The sequence below is a fragment of the Coriobacteriaceae bacterium genome (assembly GCA_025993015.1).
GTDB lineage: Bacteria > Actinomycetota > Coriobacteriia > Coriobacteriales > Coriobacteriaceae > Collinsella.
This window is the reverse complement of record DAJPFV010000001.1, coordinates 1,453,055-1,471,682: the sequence shown is the minus strand read 5'-3', so window position 1 is coordinate 1,471,682 and position 18,628 is coordinate 1,453,055. Positions and strand designations below refer to the sequence as shown.

Genomic DNA, 18,628 nt, shown 5'->3' with positions numbered 1-18,628 from the left:
CAGAGAAGGAGCGCCCCAGGTGCCGACCTAAACCCCCACATTATTCGATGGAAAAACGTGGTTGCCTCACACATTATTCGATGGAAAAGCGTGGTTTACTCCCACATTTTTCGATGGAAAGACCGAAACGGTCTTATACTAACCATGATCGTTAGGAGGCAGTATGCAGCGACAGCTAATGGACGAACTCATCGCTTGGAAATCTAGGGCAAACCGCAAGCCCCTCCTGCTTAAGGGGGCCCGCCAGACGGGAAAAACCTGGCTTCTCAACGAATTCGCAGGCCAGCAGTATCAAAACGTCATCCGTTTTGACTTTATGCTCGAACCGGGCGCACGTTCGCTGTTCGACGGAAGCCTTGACCCCAAACGCATCATCTCCCAGATAGAGCTCCTGCGCGGCCAGACCATAACGCCGACAGACACGCTCATCATCTTCGACGAAATCCAAGAGGCACCGCGTGGCATCACCTCGCTCAAATACTTCAACGAGCTGGCGCCGGAATACCATATCATGGCAGCCGGCTCCTATATGGGGCTCGCGCTCCGACGCGAAAACGAGTCGTTCCCCGTCGGCAAGATCGACCAGCTTACCATGCGCCCCATGGGGTTTGTCGAGTTCGTTCGTGCCGTCGATGGCGATCCGCTCGCAGATGCCATCCTTGCCGCAGACATGGACCTGCTGGCGAATGTTTCCGAAAAGCTCGAGCGCCTGCTCAAGGAATACCTCGTTGTCGGTGGCATGCCAGAAGTTGTCTCCGCTTTCGCCGCCTCCCACGATTTCATCGAGGCCCGCAGGCTTCAGCAGCAAATCATCGAAGCTTATGAATCCGATTTTGGCAAGCATGCGCCAGCCCGCATCGTCGAGCGCATGAGGCTGGTTTGGAAATCCCTTCCCGCCCAGCTCGCAAAGGAAAACAAGAAGTTCGTCTACGGCGCGCTTCGTCCCGGGGCGCGCGCACGCGATTTTGAGGAAAGCCTCCAGTGGCTCATGGACTATGGAATCGTTCATAAGGTACCACGTGTTTCCGCCCTAAGAGCACCGCTCACAAGCTACGAGGATCTCTCGGGCTTCAAGCTGTTCTGCATCGACACCGGCATCCTCGGAGCACTCTCCGGCCTCACGCCAGCCATTGTTCTGAACGGGCCCGCTGTTTTTACGGAGTTCAAAGGCTCGCTGACCGAGCAATACGTCGCACAGGAGCTTTTGCTCCAAGGCAATACTCCCGCGTATTGGTCATCCTCCTCCGGCAATGCAGAGACTGACTTTGCCGTCGACCATGCGGGGACCGTGCTTCCGCTCGAGGTCAAGGCGGCAGAGAATCTCAAAGCAAAGAGCCTGAGGATTGCCTGCGAGAAGTTCAAGCTCGAGCGCTGCGTGAGAACATCGTTAGCGGCATATAGAGACGAAGGCACGCTCGTCAATATTCCGCTCTGGGAGATTGGGCAAATCGACAAGCTGGCATAGGCGCTGTGGAGGGGGTGCCCCGTAAGGAGTGTCCCAAACTGCCGGCAAAAAAGGAACGTCTCTATCTGCCGCATTCCCGAAGCAAGGCAACGCCGATGTTTTGGCAACGGCAGCGAGCGGGCCGCATTTGAGACAAGGTGACGTGAATCAGAACCACCCTTAAAAAGGGTGGTTTGCTCTTAGGGTATAACCCACGGGCCCCGGGCTCGCGTCTAAAGGCGCGGGCCCGGACTTCGTCCAGGCCTAGTGCATCTTGACCCGTGGCGCGCCGGTCGAACCGGCGGGATCACCCCCTCTTGAAGGGGTCCTCGTACTCCTTCACGCTCAGCTTGTCCAGCGCGATGTCGTGGGACTCCTGCTCCCTGATGTACTTGGCGATCGTCGCCTCGTTCAGGCCGACGGTGGACACGTAGTAGCCCTCCGCCCAGAACTTCCTGTTGCCGAACTTGTACTTGAGGTTGGCGTGCCTGTCGAATATCATCAGCGAGCTCTTCCCCTTCAGGTAGCCCATGACGCTCGCGACGCTGTACTTCGGCGGAATCGCCAGCAGCACGGGCACGTGGTCGGGCATCAGGTGCCCCTCGATTATCTCGATCCCCTTGTACTCGCACAGCTTCCTGAGGATCTCCCCTATGTCGCTCCTGATTTGGTTGTAGATCACTTTGCGCCTATACTTCGGCGTGAACACGATGTGGTACTTGCACATCCACTTCGTGTGGGAAAGGCTGTAGGCCTTCTGGGCCATGGCGACCACCCCTTCGACTCGAATTCCTGACGGCCTGAACAATCGTCAATATCGGTCGGAGGGGTGGCTTTGTAAAGCCGTTTGTCTCCACCCGCGTAGCGGGTGGTTTAAAGCTGGCCGCTGCGCGGCCAGCAGACTAAAGTCTTGAAACGAAAGGGCGCTGACCTTCTGGTCGCGCCCTTGAAGTTGAACGTCAGATTGTCCAAATGCGGCCCGCGCAGCGTCGAGCCGTTACGCGGTTTGGTAAAACCGCGTAACCCTAAAGCTCCGTTACTTCAACGTTGTTGTAGATCTCGTCCCAGCGGTCCATGACCAGGTGACCGGTCTTGGGATCCATAGCGTTGAGTTTGCCGCAGGTATTGGCGGTCTTGAGCACCGTGACGTCGTCGGCGCCAGCAGCAATGGCATGTGCAAAGCCGGCGATGGTCGAGTCGCCGGAACCCGTTGCGTTCACAGCCGCAATCGCGGGCGTCTTGGCGCGGAACGCGCGACCCTCATGGAAGCCAACCGAACCGGCAGCGCCCATCGAAACGACAACCCAGGGGATACCGGCAAAACGGTCATCGGCGGCGAGCGCCTCGCGCAGGGCATCGACATCATCGGTCGTAAAGGACGTACCCAGCAGGCCGTTAATCTCGGTCAGGTTGGGCTTTACGAGCTCAGGCTTAGCGTCGGACTCCAGCGCGGCCTCCAGCGATGCACCCGAGGTGTCGAGCAGCACCTTGGCGCCCGCCTCCTCGGCGATCTTGACGAGCTCGGCATAGTAGCCGGCATCGACGCCACGCGGCAGCGAGCCCGAAAGCGTCACGACGTCCGCCTTCGCTGCAAGCTCGGCAAACTTGGCCGTAAAGGCCTCGAGCTCGGCCGGGGCGATCTGCGGGCCGCTCTCCAGCAGCTCGGTCTGATTGCCCTCATGCAGGATATTCAGGCAGATGCGCGTCTCACCAGCAATAGGCACAAAGTCGTTCTTGACGCCGTCGGCATCCATAAGCTCGGCCATATAGGCACCCATGTGGCCGCCGAGCAGGCCGGTCGCGAGCACGTCGTCACCCAGCTGCAGCAGCACGCGACTCACGTTGAGGCCCTTGCCGCCAGCGGTCTTTTCGGGTGTCACACGGTTAACATCGTCGATGATCAGCTTGTCGAGCTGATAGCGCGTATCGATCGACGGGTTCATGGTAACGGTCAGAATCATGTTGAACTCCTGTTCCGGGGCGGCATAACCCGCCCCAAACATACGATAACTCGTTAAAGGATCTCGATCTCAAAGCCGCGGGTGACGGTCTCTCCCGGCTTGGCCACCAGGCAGCCGCGCTTGTGCTCCAGAATATCGTCCTCGTCGGAGCAGGTGGACAGGCCGCCCCACGGTTCCACGGCCACAAAGTCGCCCTCGGGCTTGCTCCACACAATCAGGTACGGCATATCGGGGAACGTCAGGCGCACGCCCTTGTCCTCGGTTTTCTTGGTCAACGTAACCACGCGGCTCTCGAGCACGTCAAAGATGGTCTCCGCGAAGTCAAAGAGTTCGTGGGTCAGCGGCAGGTCATGGCCAACCATCGGGTTCTTGCTGCGATGCTCAACATCAATCAGGCCCGTCGAGGGAACGGCAGTACAGAGCTCGGCGGCCTCGCGCTGCTCAAAACGGAGCTCGTAGTCGTCATAGGACTCGCCCTCGTCAAGCGGGCACTTAAAGCCAGGGTGACCGCCCACAAAGAACGGCATGTCCTCGGTGCCCTCATTGGTCACCTCGTACGACACGGCCACCTTCTCCGCATCGATCGTGTAACGAGCAACGATCTTAAACGGATACGGGTACTGCTCGAGCAACTCGGCATGGTCGGCAGAGCTTAAGCTCAGCACAACCATGTTGTCGCTCTGCTCCTCGAGCTTCCACTCCTGCTTGCGAGCAAAGCCGTGGCGGGCGAGCTTGACCTCGCGGCCGCCCATGGTCATTGCGCGACCGTCACGAAGGCCGCCGCAGATCGGGAAACAAATGGGTGCCTGGCCCGACCACACCGCCGGGTCGCCCTGCCACAGGTACTCACGGCCGTTGGCCGTAATAGAAGTGAACGACCCGCCCGCCGTGCTCAGTGCCACGCGGATAGAACCGTTATCAAGAACAAACTCCATAGGAGCCTTCCCTTTCTTACGACAGCCCGCCAAGTCAATAGGGCTGATAGAAAACCGGCCCGCGCCCCCTCACAGAAACGCGAGCCGTCAACGGACTAGTTAATTACGCCGGATACCCGCTAATCATGGTACTCGCCGCGGTCCCACTTCTCGAGGAACTCGTCAAAGAAGTGCGGGTCGGCCTGAGCCTCGGCGTCAGCCTTGTTGCAGGCATCGATCTTGGCAATCAGGGCATCGTGCTCGGGAGTCTTCTCGTAGGGCTCCTCCAGGAAGGCAAGCATGATGTCGGCCATCAGGAACTCGCCGGTGATCTTGCCGCCAAAGCCCACGATGTTGGCGTTGAGCTCGCGACGGGCATACAGGGCAGAGGTCATGTCGCGGACCAGAGCGCAGCGAGCGCCGGGAACCTTGTTGACGGCGTTGGTGATGCCGATGCCGGTGCCGCACAGGGCCACGCCAAAGTCGGCCTTGCCGCTGGCAACAGCCTCACCCACGGCCTTACCGTAGATGGGATAGTGCGTACGGGTGTGGCTGTAGGTGCCGCAGTCGAGCACCTTGTAGCCAGCCTGCTCCAGGCGGTCGGCCAGATAGATCTTCTCGTCCGTAACGATATGGTCGCAACCGATTGCGATGGTCTTCTTCATCAGAACGTCCTTTCGTCTGAATTCACAAGTTGAGGTAGAAGTTCGAGTTCTCGGTGGCTCTCGTTAGGCCATCTTGTTGAGCATGTCGACACGGATCTGGTGACGGCCGCCGGCGTACTGGGCGCGCAGGAACTCGCGGGCGATCTTCTTGGCGACCTCGGTGCCCACAACGCCCGGGCCCATGGTGACCATGCGCGAGCCGTTGTGCTCGCGGGTCATGTAAGCGGAACGCTCGTCGGAAATGTTGGCGACGACCATGCCCTTAATCTTGACGGCGGCCATATAGGAGCCGACGCCGTACTTATCGAATGCGAAGCCCTGGGAATCCTTGTGCTCCAGCAGGTCCTTGGCAACGGCGGTCGCGGAATCGACAAAGTCCGCGGCAGGGGTCTCAGAATAGTCGACGACCTCGTGACCGTCGGCGATGAGCATCTCCTTGATGGACTCCTTCATCGACATACCGTCGGCATCGGAAGCGATTACAACCCTCATGACATCCTCCTTGAGAGATACGCAGGTGCGTAGTTTCTGTTTGGAAGTGTTGAATCGCGTTCAGGTCCGGGCATCTGAATGTGCGGTTCTTCACTGTTCATGTTTATTTGAACACATTCGAACAGTAACTGCAAGAATTATTTGTTTATCTTTGTTCTTTTTTGAACAAATACCGTTCACGGATGATTGCCGACCGTCTGGACCCGGCGCGGACGTAGCGACCGCGTATTCAACAAACAAAAGGGCGGCCGAGAACGTGTCTCGGCCGCCCTTCTTACAGTTGATCTTCCAAAGAACGCTTTGCCGCCTACTCAGACTGCCTGCCCTTCTTGGCGTGCTTGGACGGAGCACTCAGAAAGCGGCCCGTCAAATAGTTCGCCGGGCCGGAAATATCAATCCCCAGCAGCACGTGTCCTAGCCATAGGAACGCCACGAGCACCAGCAGCGGGATAACGCACGAGGTCACGATCATCACGATGACGCCTTCGATGAGGTCGGTCACCTGCTGCACGATCTCATCGGTCATCTGCTTGGCGCCGCTGGTCACCGACGTAACAAGGCTCGATGCCCCATCGGTCAACTGCTCGAGCACGTTTTTGGACTCCGTGGCCTCGGATTTTTTCTTGTTCGATTTTGAGCTGGTCTCGGCTGACTTGTCCGTGGTGTCGGCTGCGTCCGCAGCCTTTTGCTCAGCTTGCTCAATACTTACGCGATACGTTTCATCGACCTTCTGCGACACCCATACGCTCGCGGGTACGAGCGCCATGCCGATCACGGCAACCACCAGCACGCGTGTCGCCACACGGCGCAGGACGGCGCTCGTACTCCAGCGCCCGTGAATGCCGAGCGACACCGCAAAGAGCACCAACGCAAACGGGATTAAGATGCCCAAGCCAACCGACCACAAAATAGTCAGCAGATATTTCTCTAGGTATAGCACGGCAAGCACGATACCAAGGTTGCCTGAAAGCTGTGCGAGCTGCTCGGCGACCGGCGTTCCCGTATCACCAGGCAGCGCGGTAATGCCCGCAGACAGCGCCACGCACGAGGTCGTGAGCGCCAATACGTTACCTTTCTTTTGATCGATGACCTCGATGGTAGAGTCCCAAGTTTTGGTATCGGCGAAATGCGGTCGCGCTACAAAGCCCGACAGCAACGCCAGCACCACGAGCGCAACGATAAAGCCAATCTGCAGCTTTTTGTTTGCGCACACGACATCGGACAGGCTGGGCTGCAGCTCGGTTACCGTCGTATGCTCAGTTATCTGGACAGGACGCCCATGGGCCATCTCATGTGCGTCTCTCTTTTGAATCGATCCGTTGTCCGGCATTTGGATACCTCCTCATTCCGGCCTGTATTGCGGATGGAAGTATACCCACCCATCGAAAAACCGAACGGCAAGACGAACGGAGCGCACCAAGACTGTCCCCAATGCCTAGTCGTTTAAGAACGCCCCAATGACTATCTCCGGATGAGTTGCGGTGGAATAGGGATTGTTTTGCGCCCGCCGGCCCCTATTCAGTCCCTATTTCACCGCAACTTGGAGAAGAACAGAAAAAGCCCTGTCGCGGGTTTGCGGCAGAGCTTTTGGAAGGGGACGAGGTTGTGCGGACTCGTTAGGCGAGCTTGGCCTCGAGCTCGGCGATGCGCTTGTAGGCATCGATGGTAAAGCGGGCCTGCTTCTCCAGGATCATGGTGGTCATGAGGGTGTCCTGAGCGTGAGCCATGATGAAGGTCATCTCCATCTCGCCACCGCCGGCCTCCTGCGAAAGCAGCTTGGTCTGCGTGTCGTGGGCACCGATGAGCGCATCGCTGGCATCCTTGTGCAGCTGCTCGGCCTTCTCAAAGTCACCCTCGCGAGCAGCATCGAGCGCTGCAAGCAGATCGGTCTGGGCGTCACCTGCGTATGCGACAATCTCGAATCCAACCATCGAGATTTCTTCTTTGGTTGCCATGTTGCGTTCCTTTCACATATGAACCAATGGAGAGCATCGCGTCCGGGCATACGCGTTGCGTTCTGTATGACAGAAACATTAACATTCAAACAAAAAAGAACAGCGCAAAACGTAATTTCAAGCTATGAACGGTCACTTTTCGCCCGTGAACGGCTTTTAAACCAATCTGAACAATATCGAACACAGTTAGTGACAACCCAAACAGGACCGCACCCTAACGCAAATCGCGCACCGTATCGCCCTCTACGAGCACACCGGGGATCAGCATGTGCTCCACGCCAGACGCACCCCCATCGGCGCCGGCAATCTTGTCGACCGCCCACATGCCGACGCGCTTGTTGTCAAAGCGCACCGTGGTCAGGCGACGGTCGGGCACGATATCGCCCAGGCTATCGTCAACACCCACCACGCTCACGTCCTGGGGCACGCACTTCCCGCGCGACTCGAGCCCACGGATGCAGCCGTAGGCCATGGCGTCGTTGGAGGCATAAATGGCCGTGCAGGTCGGATCATCCGCAAGCACCTGGCCGGCAGCATATCCACTCTGCGCCGTCCAGTCGCCGCGCACGAGCTGCGGGGGCTCAATGCCATGCACACGCAATGTCTCACGCCAGCCTTCCTCGCGCCGCATGCCCGAAAGCGAGCGCTCGGGACACGAGATAAAGTGCACGGTCTTGTGTCCCTGCCCCAGCAAGTACTCGACCACTTGGCGTGAACAATCGAACTGATCGTTATCGACCGTCGAGCACAGCGGATGCTCCAGCATGGTAACGAGCACTGTCTGCATACCGGGCAGCGGTTCAAAGGTTCCAAAGTCCGCCGGCATGCGGTTCATGATTACAACCATACCGTCCACTGGCAGTGCACTCATACGCGACGATGCGCTCTCAAGGGTATAGGGGTGTCCGTCTACTTTAGTGAGGGTGATGGCATAGCCATGTTTGTCGGCCGCGGCGGCAAAGCCCTCCATACGGTCGAGGTTGCCGGTACCGGTAATGTTGAACATGGCGACGCCGACGGTCTTAAACTTGCCGCGGCGCAGCGATCGACCGGCAAAATTGGGGCGATACCCCAGCTCGCGCATGGCGGCACGCACGCGTTCCTTGGTCTCGGGGCGCACGCTGGGCGAATCGTGCACGGTGCGCGAGACCGTCTGCTCCGAGACGCCCGCGAGGCGCGCTACGTCTTTGACGGATACCGATTTTTTAACAGCGGCCATAGGTCGATCTTTCTATGTCAACGATGCCATTGGTGACACCCTACGCAGTCAAATGAAACGTCTTCAAGTATATCTAACGCCTCCCCCACCATACGCTCACCACCCAAAACCTACCGTTCACCGACATTTTTGCCTCCCCGAACGGCTTTTGTCGACCAAATGTTAACGTTGCCATTGCGCAAACACAGAGCCACCGGGCGGCTCAACCGTTTACGCGTAAGGAATCGACGGTTCGCAGGCACAGGAACCACCGGTTCGCGTCTTTTTTTGTATCGCAAAATGGCAACGTCAACATTTTGGCAACCGAACGCCAAAAACTACCATCGTTGCTAACCCACCGACTCTTAGGAGCATTGCATGGAGCAACTCATCGCCATCATCGAAAAGGGCCAGCCCTTTTTCAACGCGATCGCCCGCAACAAGTACCTCAAGGCGATCCGCGACGGCTTTATCTCCGTCATCCCCATCATCATCTTCTCGTCCATCTTTTGCCTGGTAGCCTCGGTCCCCAACATCTGGGGTTTCTACTGGCCCGATGACATCAACAACGCCCTGTGGAAGTGCTACAACTACTCCATGGGCATCCTGGCCATCGCCTGCGCCGCCACCACGGCCAAGCACTTCGCCGACGCCCAGAACCGCGATCTGCCCAAGAACAACCAGATCAACTTCATCTCGTGCATGTGCGCGGCCATCATCGGCTTCTTGCTCCTTTCGAGCGACACCATCGCCACGGACGCCGCCAGCGGCTTCAACACGACCTACCTTGGTTCCAAGGGCCTGCTGACCGCCTTTATCGCTGCGTTTGTGACCGGCATCATCTACAAGTTCTTCATTAAGCGCAACATCACCGTCAAGATGCCCGAGCAGGTTCCGCCCAACATCTCGCAGACCTTCAAGGACATCATCCCCTTCTCCGTCTGCATCACCGTCTTTTGGGTCTTTGACATCGTCTTCCGCGCTGCCTTTGGCTTCTGCTTTGCCCAGGGCGTTATCCAGGTGTTCCAGCCCCTGTTCACCGCTGCCGACGGCTACATCGGCCTCGCTGTGATCTACGGCGCCATGAGCCTGTTCTGGTTCGTCGGCGTCCACGGCCCCTCGATCGTCGAGCCCGCCATCGCTGCCGCTCTCGTTGCCAATATGACCGACAACCTGGCCGCATTCCAGGCTGGCCAGCACGCTTCCGCTGTCCTGACCCAGGGTGCCCAGTACTTCGTCGTCTGCATGGGCGGCACCGGCGCCACACTCGTCCTGGTCTTTATGTTCTGCTTCCTGGCCAAGTCTCAGGAGATGCGCGCCGTCGGCAAGGCCGCCATTGTCCCCGTCTGCTTTGCCGTCAACGAGCCGCTGCTGTTCGCCGCGCCCATCGTGCTCAACCCCGTCTTCTTTGTCCCGTTTGTCTTTGCCCCGATCGCCAACATCTGGATCCTCAAGATCTTTATCGACTTCTTGGGCATGAACGGCTTTATGTACACCCTGCCCTGGACCGTCCCCGGCCCCATCGGCACCATCATGGGCCTGGGCTTCCAGCCGCTCGCCTTTGTGATGCTCGCCCTTATCCTGGTCGTCGACTTCGCTCTGTACTACCCGTTCTTCCGTGCCTATGACGCCCAGAAGTGCGCCGAGGAGGCCGAGATTTCCCAGGAGGAGCTCGCCGCCAAGAACGCCGAGAAGGCCGCCAAGCTCAACGATGCCTTCCAGGGCAAGGCTGACGCCAAGAGCGTTGCCGCCGGCGCTGCTGCCGAGGCCGTGAAGGCCGATGCCCCCGCCGCTTCCGCAGCACCCGCTGCCGAGGCAACGACCGCCAGCGACCTCAACGGCAAGCGCGTGCTCGTGCTCTGCCAGGGCGGCGGTACCTCGGGCCTGCTCGCCAACGCACTGGCCAAGGCTGCCAAGGAGCGCGGCATCGATCTTGAGACCGCTGCCGAGGCATATGGCAACCACGTCGACATGCTCCCCGACTTTGACCTGGTCGTCCTGGCCCCGCAGGCCGCCAGCTACCTGGCCGACCTGCAGAAGGACTGCGAGCGCGTGGGCAACAAGTGCGTCGCCTGCCGTGGCAAGCAGTACATCGAGCTCTCCCAGAACGGCGACAAGTCTCTCGCCTTCGTAAGCGAGCAACTCTCGAAGTAAGTAACGCTCAGGGCCAGCCGACCATCCAAGACCGGCTGGCCCTTCGATTTAGACGATTGGATCATCATGTCCGTTAACCCTGCTAGCGTCACTAACCCGCCTGCGCAGTTTCCCGAGGACTTTGTCTTTGGCGGCGCCACCGCTGCCTACCAAGTAGAGGGCGAGACCCGCACTCACGGTAAGGGCAAGGTCGCCTGGGACGACTTCCTGGAGGCCCAGGGGCGCTTTTCCCCCGATCCCGCTTCGGACTTCTACAACCAGTACCCCGTCGACCTGGAGCTGTGCGAGGAGTTTGGCATCAACGGCATCCGCCTCTCCATTGCCTGGAGCCGCATCTTCCCCAACGGCACCGGTGAGATTAACCCCGAGGGCGTCCAGTTCTATCACGACCTTTTCGCCGAATGTCACAAGCATCACGTTGAGCCGTTTGTCACGCTGCATCACTTTGACACGCCGCTTCCCCTCTTTGAGAAGGGCGACTTCCTCAACCGCGAGACCATCGACGCCTTTGTGGACTTTGCCACCTTCTGCTTTAAGGAGTACGCCGACCAGGTGACCTATTGGTTCACCTTTAACGAGATTTGGGCCGATGCCTCCAACACCTACATCGAGGGCACCTTCCCCGGCGGCGTCAAGGCGCATCTGGCCGAGGCTTTCCAGTGCGAGCACAACATGATGCTCGCCCACGCCAAGGCCGTACTGGCCTTCCACAACGGCGGTTTTAAGGGCAAGATCGGCGTCATTCAGTCGTTGGAGTTTAAGTATCCGCTCAACGAGAACGACCCCGCCGACATCAAAGCCGCCAACAACGAGCACGTGCTGCAGAACCAGTTCTTGCTCGACGCCACCTTCCGTGGCGACTACGCGCCCGACACCCTCGAGTGCGCCAACCGTCTGGCTGCCGTCTCGGGCGGCACCATCGAGATCCTGGACGAGGACCTCGAGATTATGCGCGAGGCCGCGCTCTACAACGACTACCTGGGCGTCAACAACTACCAGTGCCGCTTCTTGAAGGCTTACGATGGCGAGAACGACCTGCACCACAACGGTACGGGCGAGAAGGGCACCGGCCGCTGGCGCGTTAAGGGTATTGGCGAGCATGTGAACAAGCCTGGCATCCCCACCACCGACTGGGACTGGATCATCTATCCCGAGGGCCTGTTCGATCTGCTCGTCTACATTAAGCAGCGCTACCCCAACTATAAGCAGATCTTCATTACCGAAAACGGCATGGGCTACAAGGATCCCTACAAAGACGGCTTTGTGGACGACCAGCCGCGCATCGACTACATCGAGCAGCACCTGCGTTGGCTGCTCAAGGCTATGGAGGTGGGCGTCAACGTGGGCGGCTACTTCCTGTGGAGCCTGCAGGATCAGTTCTCCTGGACCAATGGCTACAACAAGCGTTACGGCTTCTTCTACGTTGACTTTGAAACCCAGAAGCGCACGCCCAAGGCAAGCGCATACTGGTATAAGCACGTGGCGCAGACCCGTCGTCTGGACTAGCGGCTTTCAACTAGCGGTTGGCGGAATTGCCCCGCCCACATAACCTGTCCCCATTTCTCAGCCGGGGGCGGCACGTCACACGGCGCGCCGCCCCCGGCCTTTTTGGGCGGTTCAGGGTCCGTTTGTCTCAATCTGTAACATCTAGCCGAGTTTTTGGGTCCTAGCTGTTACAGATTGAGACGAACAGGATTGCTCTTTCCGAAGAATCTAAATCTGTAACACGTAGCCCGCTTTTGACCGTCTACCTGTTACAAATCGAGACAGACGGAGTAGGACCTAACCCCGTATGTCCCTAACAGTCGAGCGTTCGACCAGCGTGCTCGGCACATGAATCGCCTCGATAGACGAGCTCTCTCCAATCGCCGCCTCAAACGCAAGCTTACCGACACCGCGCAAATCAAATCGCAGCGTCGTCAGCCGATTGTGAGGAACAAGTCCCTCGAGTGCGTCGTCGATACCAACCACGCTCACGTCGTCGGGCACGGACAGGCCCGCGTTCTCGAGCGCGGCGATAACGCCCAGCGCCATCTGGTCATTTGCCGCAAGCACGGCAGTCGGCGTCTGCGACCCGCCGGCAAGCACCTCGGCCGCAATCCGCTCGCCCATGGCGTACCCACTGTCCGCACTCCAATCGCCACGCAGCATCGGAGCGGCATCGACATGAGCACGACCCAGCGTATCGCGCCAACCGGCCTCACGAAAACGCGAGGAAATCGAGTTTTCCGGACCCGCCACAAACCGCATATTCGAGTGACCATGTTCCAGCAGATAATTGGTCAACAGCTCGCACGAACCATACTGGTCGGAGTCGATCGTCGTGCAGCGCGGATGCGCATACATGGACAGGATGACCGTTCGCACTCCCGGCTGGGGAACAAACTCCTCAAAATCGGGAGCCATGCGGTTCATGTTGAGAATCATGCCGTCGACGGGTCGCTCGACCATGCGGCGCGAGGCATCGGCAAGTGCATAGGGCTTGTCGCCGCCCATCTCGATCATAGTGACGGCAAAATCATGCTCGCGCGCCGCTTGCATGATACCCTCGAGCGTCGCCAGGTTACCGACACGTGTGATGTTGTACATGCACAGGCCAATAGAACGATACGACCCGCCGCGCAACGCCGCTCCAGCAAAATTGGGACGAAAGCCCAGCTCTTCCATGGCGGCCAGCACACGCTTGCGCGTCTTTTCCGTCACGTTGGGCATACCGTTGACCACGCGAGACACAGTCTGGCGGCTCACGCCAGCGAGCGCCGCAACCTCTGCCGCGCTCGCCGAACGACCATTCCTTGTCTGCTGATCCATGCCTTCCACGCTAACCTGCTTCCCAACTATTCCCCGCGCCCATGGCGCATCGTACATACATTGATAACGTGCTCATGATACCCGAGCCATATACCACAACATGAAAACTTCTGTCAATCAAAACCGCTTACCGAACAAATACAACCGTTCGCAGCTGTTTGAAGTTGTTTTGTTTCTATACATCCCAGCCGGATGTTAACGTGCTCATTGTCAAATGTTCACGTGCTCATTTTGGTTCTAATCATTTTAAGATAGTGTTTATCGGGCTTTTTCACCGCTGAACGCTAACCAGGGAGCCTCCTGAGCGCAAACGCACAATATCGAACAGCGAGACGAGAGGATGTATGCATATGTCTTTGCTAAACCGCGTACAGCAGCTGCCGAAGGGCTTTGTTTGGGGCGCCGCAACCGCCGCGTACCAAACGGAAGGTTCCACGAAGGTGGCAGGCAAGGGTAAGACCATGTGGGACGATTACCTTGTCGCCCAGGGTCGCTTTTTGCCCGACCCGGCCAGTGATTTCTACAACCGCTACGAGGAGGATATCCGCCTTTCTGCCGAGCATGGACTCAACGCCATTCGTGTGTCCATCGCCTGGACCCGCATCTTCCCCAACGGCGACGATGCCGAACCCCTCGCCGAGGGCGTTAAGCACTACCACGAGCTGTTCGCCTGCTGCAAAAAGTATGGCGTCGAGCCCTATGTGTCCCTGCATCACTTTGACTCCCCCGCCGCCCTGTTCAACCAGGGCGACTGGCTCAACCGCAAGACCGTCGACGCCTATGTGCGCTATGCCGAGTTCTGCTTCCGCGAGTTCCGCGAGGTCAAGAATTGGTTCACCATCAACGAGCTCATCAGCCTCTCGCACTCCCAATACATCCAAGGCAACTTCCCGCCCAACCATCACTTTGATGTGACGAGCGGCATCCAGAGCCAGCACAACGAGCTCGTTGCCCACGCCCGCGCCGTCAACCTGTATAAGGATCTTGACGAGACCGAGCACCTGGGCGGACGCATTGGCATGGTCAACGTCCTGACGCCGGCATATCCTGCCACCGACTCGCCCGCCGACCAGCACGCCGCCGACCTGTACAACGCCTTCTACACCGACTTCATCATGGACGGCGCCTTCCTGGGTCACTACTCCGCGCGCACCCTCTCACTCATCAACGAGATTCTGCGTGCCAACAACGCCACACTTACGGTTGAGGACAGCGACATGGAGGAGCTCGCCAAGGCGGCGCCCCGCAACGATATGTTCGGCCTCAACTACTATCAGTCGGCGTTTATCGCCGCCTACGATGGCGAGTCCACCAACAGCTTTAACGGCACCGGAGACAAGGGCACCTCGTGCTTTAAGTTTAAGGGCGTCGGGCAGCAGGTCGATATGCCGGGTATCCCCACCACCGACTGGGATTGGCTCATCTACCCGCAAGGCCTCTACGACACGCTCAAGCACATCAGCGCCACCTATCCCAACCTCCCCGTCATCTATATCACCGAAAACGGCCTGGGCCACAAGGACCCCGAGCCCGACGCAAACGGCATCGTCGCCGATCCCGAGCGCATCGACTTTGTCGACCAGCACATGGAGAAGGTGCTCCAGGCGCGCGCCGAGGGCGTCGACGTCCAGGGCTACTTTATCTGGAGCCTGCAGGACCAGTTCTCGTGGGCCAATGGCTATAACAAGCGCTACGGCCTGTTCTACATCGACTTCGACACGCAAAAACGCTACATCAAGCAGTCGGCACTCTGGTACAAGGAGCTCGCCGACACTATGGCGGACGCGCAGTAGCGCATCGCCTCGCTTTCCCCCGAGAAGGGAGCGGCCCTATGCGATACAAACCCAGCCGCTCCCCTCTCTCCCCCTGGGACCGACCCCGCCTGCACCCGGGCTTTTAGCAAGCGGGAGACCATATAGGTTTTCAACGTCCATGCCATTAAGATTTCATGCAAAGAGGAGCGTGAACTATGGAATCGATCGTTAAGTTCTTGGAGAAAGGTCAGCCGTACTTCGACAAGGTCTCTAAGAACATCTACCTTCAGGCCATTAAAGACGGCTTTTTGGCAGCAATGCCCATCATCCTGTCTTCTTCTGTCTTCCTGCTTATTTCGACCCTGCCGGGCGTTGTCGCCACGGTCGGCGGCTTTACGCTGCCCGACTGGTGGAACGTCGACGTCGTGAACTTCTGCAACAAGGTTTACAACTTCACGATGGGCGTCGTGGGCATCATGGTCGCCGGCACCACCGCAAGCGCGCTGACCGGCTCCAAGAACCGCCGCATGCCTGCCGGCAAGGCCATCAACGCCACGAGCACCATGGTCGCCGCCATGTGCGCTATGCTCATCTTGGCCGTTACCCAGACGAGTGCCAAGATCGACGGCGCCGATGTCTCGGTGTTCTTTACCGACAACATGGGCACCAAGGGCCTGCTGAGCTCCTTTGTCGCCGCATTTGCCACGGTCAACATCTATGCCTTCTGCATTAAGCGAGACATCACCATCAAGCTGCCCAAAGAAGTCCCCGGCGCCATCGCCCAGAACTTCCGCGACATCTTCGCCTTCAGCTTCTCCATCCTGTTTGTCGCCGTCATCGACGTTATCTGCCGCACCTGCTTGGCCGTCCCGTTTGCCAACGTCATCTCCACGCTGGTGAGCCCGCTGTTCGCCGCTGCCGATTCCTACGCCGGCCTCGCCCTCATCTGGTTCATGATCCCTCTGTTCTGGTTCATGGGCATCCACGGCCCCTCGGTCGTTAAGCCTGCCCTCAACGCCGCGCTGTTTGGCAACATCACTACCAACCTCGCCACGCTGCAGGCCGGCGGTCACCCCGCCCTCGCCCTGACCGAAAACTTCGGTAACTACATCGGCGAACTCGGCGGCACCGGCGCCACGTTCATTGTCCCGATTATCTTCCTGCTCTTTATGCGCTCCAAGCAACTCAAGGCCGTCGGCAAAGCCTCTGTCGTGCCCGTGATGTTCGCCGTCAACGAGCCGCTGCTGTTCGCCGCGCCCATCATCCTCAACCCGTACTTCCTGATCCCGTTCCTGTTTGCCCCCGTGGCCAACGTCCTCATTGGTAAGTTCTTCATCGACTTTTTGGGCATGAACGGCTTTATCTATGCCATGCCGTGGGCACTCCCCGGACCGATCGGCACCTTCATCGACACCAACTTCCAGCCGATCTCTCTGGTCCTGGTTGTCGTCCTGCTGGTCGTTGACTTCTTGATCTACTACCCGTTCTGCAAGGCCTACGACAACGTCCTGTGCAAGCAGGAGGCCGAGACCCTGGCCGAAGAAGAGGCCGAGGAGACCAAGGCCGTCAAGACCGCTGCCGCCCCCGCCGTTGAGGCTCCTGTTGTCGAGACCGCTTCTGCCACTGAGGCCTCCGCAGCTCCGTCCGCCCTTAAGGGCAAGGATCTGAGGGTTCTGGTTCTGTGCGCTGGCGCCGGCACCTCTGCACTGCTCGCCAACGCGCTTAAGGAAGGCGCCGACGAGCTGGGCATCGACATTACCGCCAACGCCGGTGCCTACGGCAGCCACTACGCCATCATGGACCAGTACAACGTCATCGTCCTGGCTCCGCAGGTTCGCACCTATTACAACGAGATGAAGGCCGACACCGACCGCCTGGGCATCACGCTGCTGTCGCCCAAGGGCAAACAGTACATCGACCTCACTAAGGATCCCAAGGGTGCCGTCGCCTGGATCGAGGAAAACCTCAAGGCATAAGACGCTGACGCCACCTGCCGCTCGCAGACAAAAAATGGCCCGTGCATCGATGCGTGATGCGCGGGCCATTTTGTTTAGACCGCACCCGTCCTCCTGTTCATCTCAATCTGTAACATCTAGCCGAGTTTTTCGGTCCTAGCTGTTACAGATCGAGATGAACGCACAGACCAAGCCGAAAATCTCAATCTGTAATATTTAGCTGAGTTTTTCGGTCCTAACTGTTACAGATTGAGACGAACGGGCCGAAAAACCCTACGCCCGCAGGTCCTTCACGCTGGAACGCTCGACCAGCACACCCGAGACGAGCGTACGGCTTCTGGAGCTCGGGGCTTCCAGACCTGCGACGACCTCGTTAAGCGCACGGATGCCCAGTTCGCGGTGGCGAAACTTCACCGACGTCAGAATCGAGTTGGGAATCGTCTTGTAGAGCTCATCGTCGAAGCCGATCACGGACACGTCGTCGGGCACATTGAGCCCTTTGTCACGTAGAGCCATCATCACGCCGTTTGCCATGCAGTCGTTAGCAGCGAGGACCGCCGTGCAATCGGGCTTATCGGCAAGCACAAGGCCCGCGGCATAGCCACTATCCGCATTCCAATCGCCTTGCAGAGGCTCGGGCGGCTCAATGCCACGTGCCTCGAGTGCCGCTCGCCAACCTTTCATACGGCACTGGCTCGACAGTGACTCTTTCTTACCAGAGACGAAGTACACGTTCTTGTGCCCGTGGTTCAAGAAGTACTCGCACGCCATGCGCGCGCCGCCCTCTTGGTCGTCACTGACGGTAGAGCAGGTAGGATGTTCCATCGGTGTGATAATCACCGTCTTGAGGTCTTTCGGCGCCTCAAAGGTATCAAAGTCATCGACCATCTGGCGCAGGTTGAAAATCATGCCGTCGACGGGGAGCTGCGACATCCTACGCGCCGCTTCGGCAAGGGTCATCTTCTCCCCCGCCCGCTTTTTGATCATCGTAAGAGCAAAGCCTCGCTCTTCGGCGGCATCGGCGATACCGTCGATCATGTCCACGGCACCGCCCGACAAGTGGAACAGCACGACGCCGATGCACCCGTAACGGCCCAACTTGAGCGAACGCGCGGCAAAGTTGACTCGAAACCCGAGCGCCTCCATGGCCGAATGAACCTTATCGCGTGTCGACTCTCGCACGCTATCGGGCTCGTTGATCACACGCGAAACCGTCTTGAGAGAAACACCCGCGGCAACTGCCACATCGTTCATCGAGACATTTTTCTTGTCCATCGTTGCCACTGCTTCTCCGCTCGGTTCTCTATCGCTTGTTTTTTGTGTTC

General features: G+C 58.7%; 15 protein-coding genes. 5 read left to right on the top strand and 10 right to left on the bottom strand.

The genetic code is table 11. The features are described from left to right. Positions 1 to 163: 163 nt before the first annotated feature. Positions 164 to 1,465 (top strand): AAA family ATPase, encoded by a 1,302-nt coding sequence (locus tag OIL77_06285; GenBank protein ID HJI45010.1) that lies wholly within the window; start codon positions 164 to 166, stop codon positions 1,463 to 1,465. Positions 1,466 to 1,751: 286 nt separating this feature from the next. Here the strand turns inward: OIL77_06285 and tnpA are convergent, their stop codons facing one another. The 8 genes from tnpA to OIL77_06245 form a co-directional block, all read right to left on the bottom strand. Further along, positions 1,752 to 2,210, bottom strand: coding sequence for an IS200/IS605 family transposase (gene tnpA, locus OIL77_06280; GenBank protein ID HJI45009.1), 459 nt, complete (start codon positions 2,208 to 2,210; stop codon positions 1,752 to 1,754). A 259-nt stretch (positions 2,211 to 2,469) separates the two neighbouring features. Continuing rightward, a complete protein-coding gene (locus tag OIL77_06275) occupies positions 2,470 to 3,405 on the bottom strand; it encodes a hexose kinase (GenBank protein ID HJI45008.1) in 936 nt (311 codons plus the stop codon). Positions 3,406 to 3,458: 53 nt separating this feature from the next. Next, positions 3,459 to 4,340 (bottom strand): aldose 1-epimerase family protein, encoded by an 882-nt coding sequence (locus tag OIL77_06270; protein ID HJI45007.1) that lies wholly within the window; start codon positions 4,338 to 4,340, stop codon positions 3,459 to 3,461. A gap of 119 nt (positions 4,341 to 4,459) precedes the next feature. After that, on the bottom strand, positions 4,460 to 4,984 hold the full coding sequence (gene lacB / locus OIL77_06265) for a galactose-6-phosphate isomerase subunit LacB (protein HJI45006.1): 525 nt from the start codon (positions 4,982 to 4,984) through the stop codon (positions 4,460 to 4,462). 63 nt (positions 4,985 to 5,047) lie between these two features. Beyond that, complete coding sequence (gene lacA, locus OIL77_06260) at positions 5,048 to 5,476, bottom strand: galactose-6-phosphate isomerase subunit LacA (GenBank protein HJI45005.1); 429 nt, start codon at positions 5,474 to 5,476, stop codon at positions 5,048 to 5,050. A 307-nt stretch (positions 5,477 to 5,783) separates the two neighbouring features. Next, positions 5,784 to 6,806 (bottom strand): hypothetical protein, encoded by a 1,023-nt coding sequence (locus OIL77_06255; protein ID HJI45004.1) that lies wholly within the window; start codon positions 6,804 to 6,806, stop codon positions 5,784 to 5,786. A gap of 286 nt (positions 6,807 to 7,092) precedes the next feature. Next, positions 7,093 to 7,431, bottom strand: a complete 339-nt coding sequence (locus OIL77_06250; protein HJI45003.1) for a PTS lactose/cellobiose transporter subunit IIA — start codon at positions 7,429 to 7,431, stop codon at positions 7,093 to 7,095. A 214-nt stretch (positions 7,432 to 7,645) separates the two neighbouring features. Next, the gene (locus tag OIL77_06245) at positions 7,646 to 8,650 is read right to left on the bottom strand and encodes a LacI family DNA-binding transcriptional regulator (protein ID HJI45002.1); all 1,005 of its coding nucleotides are present in this window, start codon (positions 8,648 to 8,650) and stop codon (positions 7,646 to 7,648) included. Between the two features lie 357 nt (positions 8,651 to 9,007). On the opposite strand from OIL77_06245, the gene OIL77_06240 reads away from it, so the two are divergent. Both OIL77_06240 and lacG (OIL77_06235) read left to right on the top strand, forming a co-directional pair. Further along, positions 9,008 to 10,783 (top strand): lactose/cellobiose PTS transporter subunit IIB, encoded by a 1,776-nt coding sequence (locus OIL77_06240; protein ID HJI45001.1) that lies wholly within the window; start codon positions 9,008 to 9,010, stop codon positions 10,781 to 10,783. 66 nt (positions 10,784 to 10,849) lie between these two features. Next, positions 10,850 to 12,289, top strand: a complete 1,440-nt coding sequence (lacG, locus tag OIL77_06235) for a 6-phospho-beta-galactosidase (GenBank protein HJI45000.1) — start codon at positions 10,850 to 10,852, stop codon at positions 12,287 to 12,289. 276 nt (positions 12,290 to 12,565) lie between these two features. Here the strand turns inward: lacG (OIL77_06235) and OIL77_06230 are convergent, their stop codons facing one another. Beyond that, on the bottom strand, positions 12,566 to 13,594 hold the full coding sequence (locus OIL77_06230) for a substrate-binding domain-containing protein (protein ID HJI44999.1): 1,029 nt from the start codon (positions 13,592 to 13,594) through the stop codon (positions 12,566 to 12,568). 350 nt (positions 13,595 to 13,944) lie between these two features. Here OIL77_06230 and lacG (OIL77_06225) point away from each other — a divergent pair, with 350 nt between their 5' ends. Continuing rightward, on the top strand, positions 13,945 to 15,387 hold the full coding sequence (gene lacG, locus OIL77_06225; GenBank protein HJI44998.1) for a 6-phospho-beta-galactosidase: 1,443 nt from the start codon (positions 13,945 to 13,947) through the stop codon (positions 15,385 to 15,387). Positions 15,388 to 15,563: 176 nt separating this feature from the next. Next, positions 15,564 to 17,324 (top strand): PTS lactose transporter subunit IIBC, encoded by a 1,761-nt coding sequence (locus OIL77_06220; protein ID HJI44997.1) that lies wholly within the window; start codon positions 15,564 to 15,566, stop codon positions 17,322 to 17,324. A gap of 252 nt (positions 17,325 to 17,576) precedes the next feature. Here the strand turns inward: OIL77_06220 and OIL77_06215 are convergent, their stop codons facing one another. Continuing rightward, positions 17,577 to 18,578, bottom strand: coding sequence for a LacI family DNA-binding transcriptional regulator (locus tag OIL77_06215; GenBank protein ID HJI44996.1), 1,002 nt, complete (start codon positions 18,576 to 18,578; stop codon positions 17,577 to 17,579). Positions 18,579 to 18,628 lie beyond the last annotated feature (50 nt).

Excerpts from the sequence above, each read along its gene's own strand:
- OIL77_06285 (HJI45010.1), top strand. The coding sequence starts at position 164 with ATGCAGCGACAGCTAATGGACGAACTCATCGCTTGGAAATCTAGGGCA.
- tnpA (HJI45009.1), bottom strand. The coding sequence starts at position 2,210 with ATGGCCCAGAAGGCCTACAGCCTTTCCCACACGAAGTGGATGTGCAAG.
- OIL77_06275 (HJI45008.1), bottom strand. The coding sequence starts at position 3,405 with ATGATTCTGACCGTTACCATGAACCCGTCGATCGATACGCGCTATCAG.
- OIL77_06270 (HJI45007.1), bottom strand. The coding sequence starts at position 4,340 with ATGGAGTTTGTTCTTGATAACGGTTCTATCCGCGTGGCACTGAGCACG.
- lacB (HJI45006.1), bottom strand. The coding sequence starts at position 4,984 with ATGAAGAAGACCATCGCAATCGGTTGCGACCATATCGTTACGGACGAG.
- lacA (HJI45005.1), bottom strand. The coding sequence starts at position 5,476 with ATGAGGGTTGTAATCGCTTCCGATGCCGACGGTATGTCGATGAAGGAG.
- OIL77_06255 (HJI45004.1), bottom strand. The coding sequence starts at position 6,806 with ATGCCGGACAACGGATCGATTCAAAAGAGAGACGCACATGAGATGGCC.
- OIL77_06250 (HJI45003.1), bottom strand. The coding sequence starts at position 7,431 with ATGGCAACCAAAGAAGAAATCTCGATGGTTGGATTCGAGATTGTCGCA.
- OIL77_06245 (HJI45002.1), bottom strand. The coding sequence starts at position 8,650 with ATGGCCGCTGTTAAAAAATCGGTATCCGTCAAAGACGTAGCGCGCCTC.
- OIL77_06240 (HJI45001.1), top strand. The coding sequence starts at position 9,008 with ATGGAGCAACTCATCGCCATCATCGAAAAGGGCCAGCCCTTTTTCAAC.
- lacG (HJI45000.1), top strand. The coding sequence starts at position 10,850 with ATGTCCGTTAACCCTGCTAGCGTCACTAACCCGCCTGCGCAGTTTCCC.
- OIL77_06230 (HJI44999.1), bottom strand. The coding sequence starts at position 13,594 with ATGGATCAGCAGACAAGGAATGGTCGTTCGGCGAGCGCGGCAGAGGTT.
- lacG (HJI44998.1), top strand. The coding sequence starts at position 13,945 with ATGTCTTTGCTAAACCGCGTACAGCAGCTGCCGAAGGGCTTTGTTTGG.
- OIL77_06220 (HJI44997.1), top strand. The coding sequence starts at position 15,564 with ATGGAATCGATCGTTAAGTTCTTGGAGAAAGGTCAGCCGTACTTCGAC.
- OIL77_06215 (HJI44996.1), bottom strand. The coding sequence starts at position 18,578 with ATGGACAAGAAAAATGTCTCGATGAACGATGTGGCAGTTGCCGCGGGT.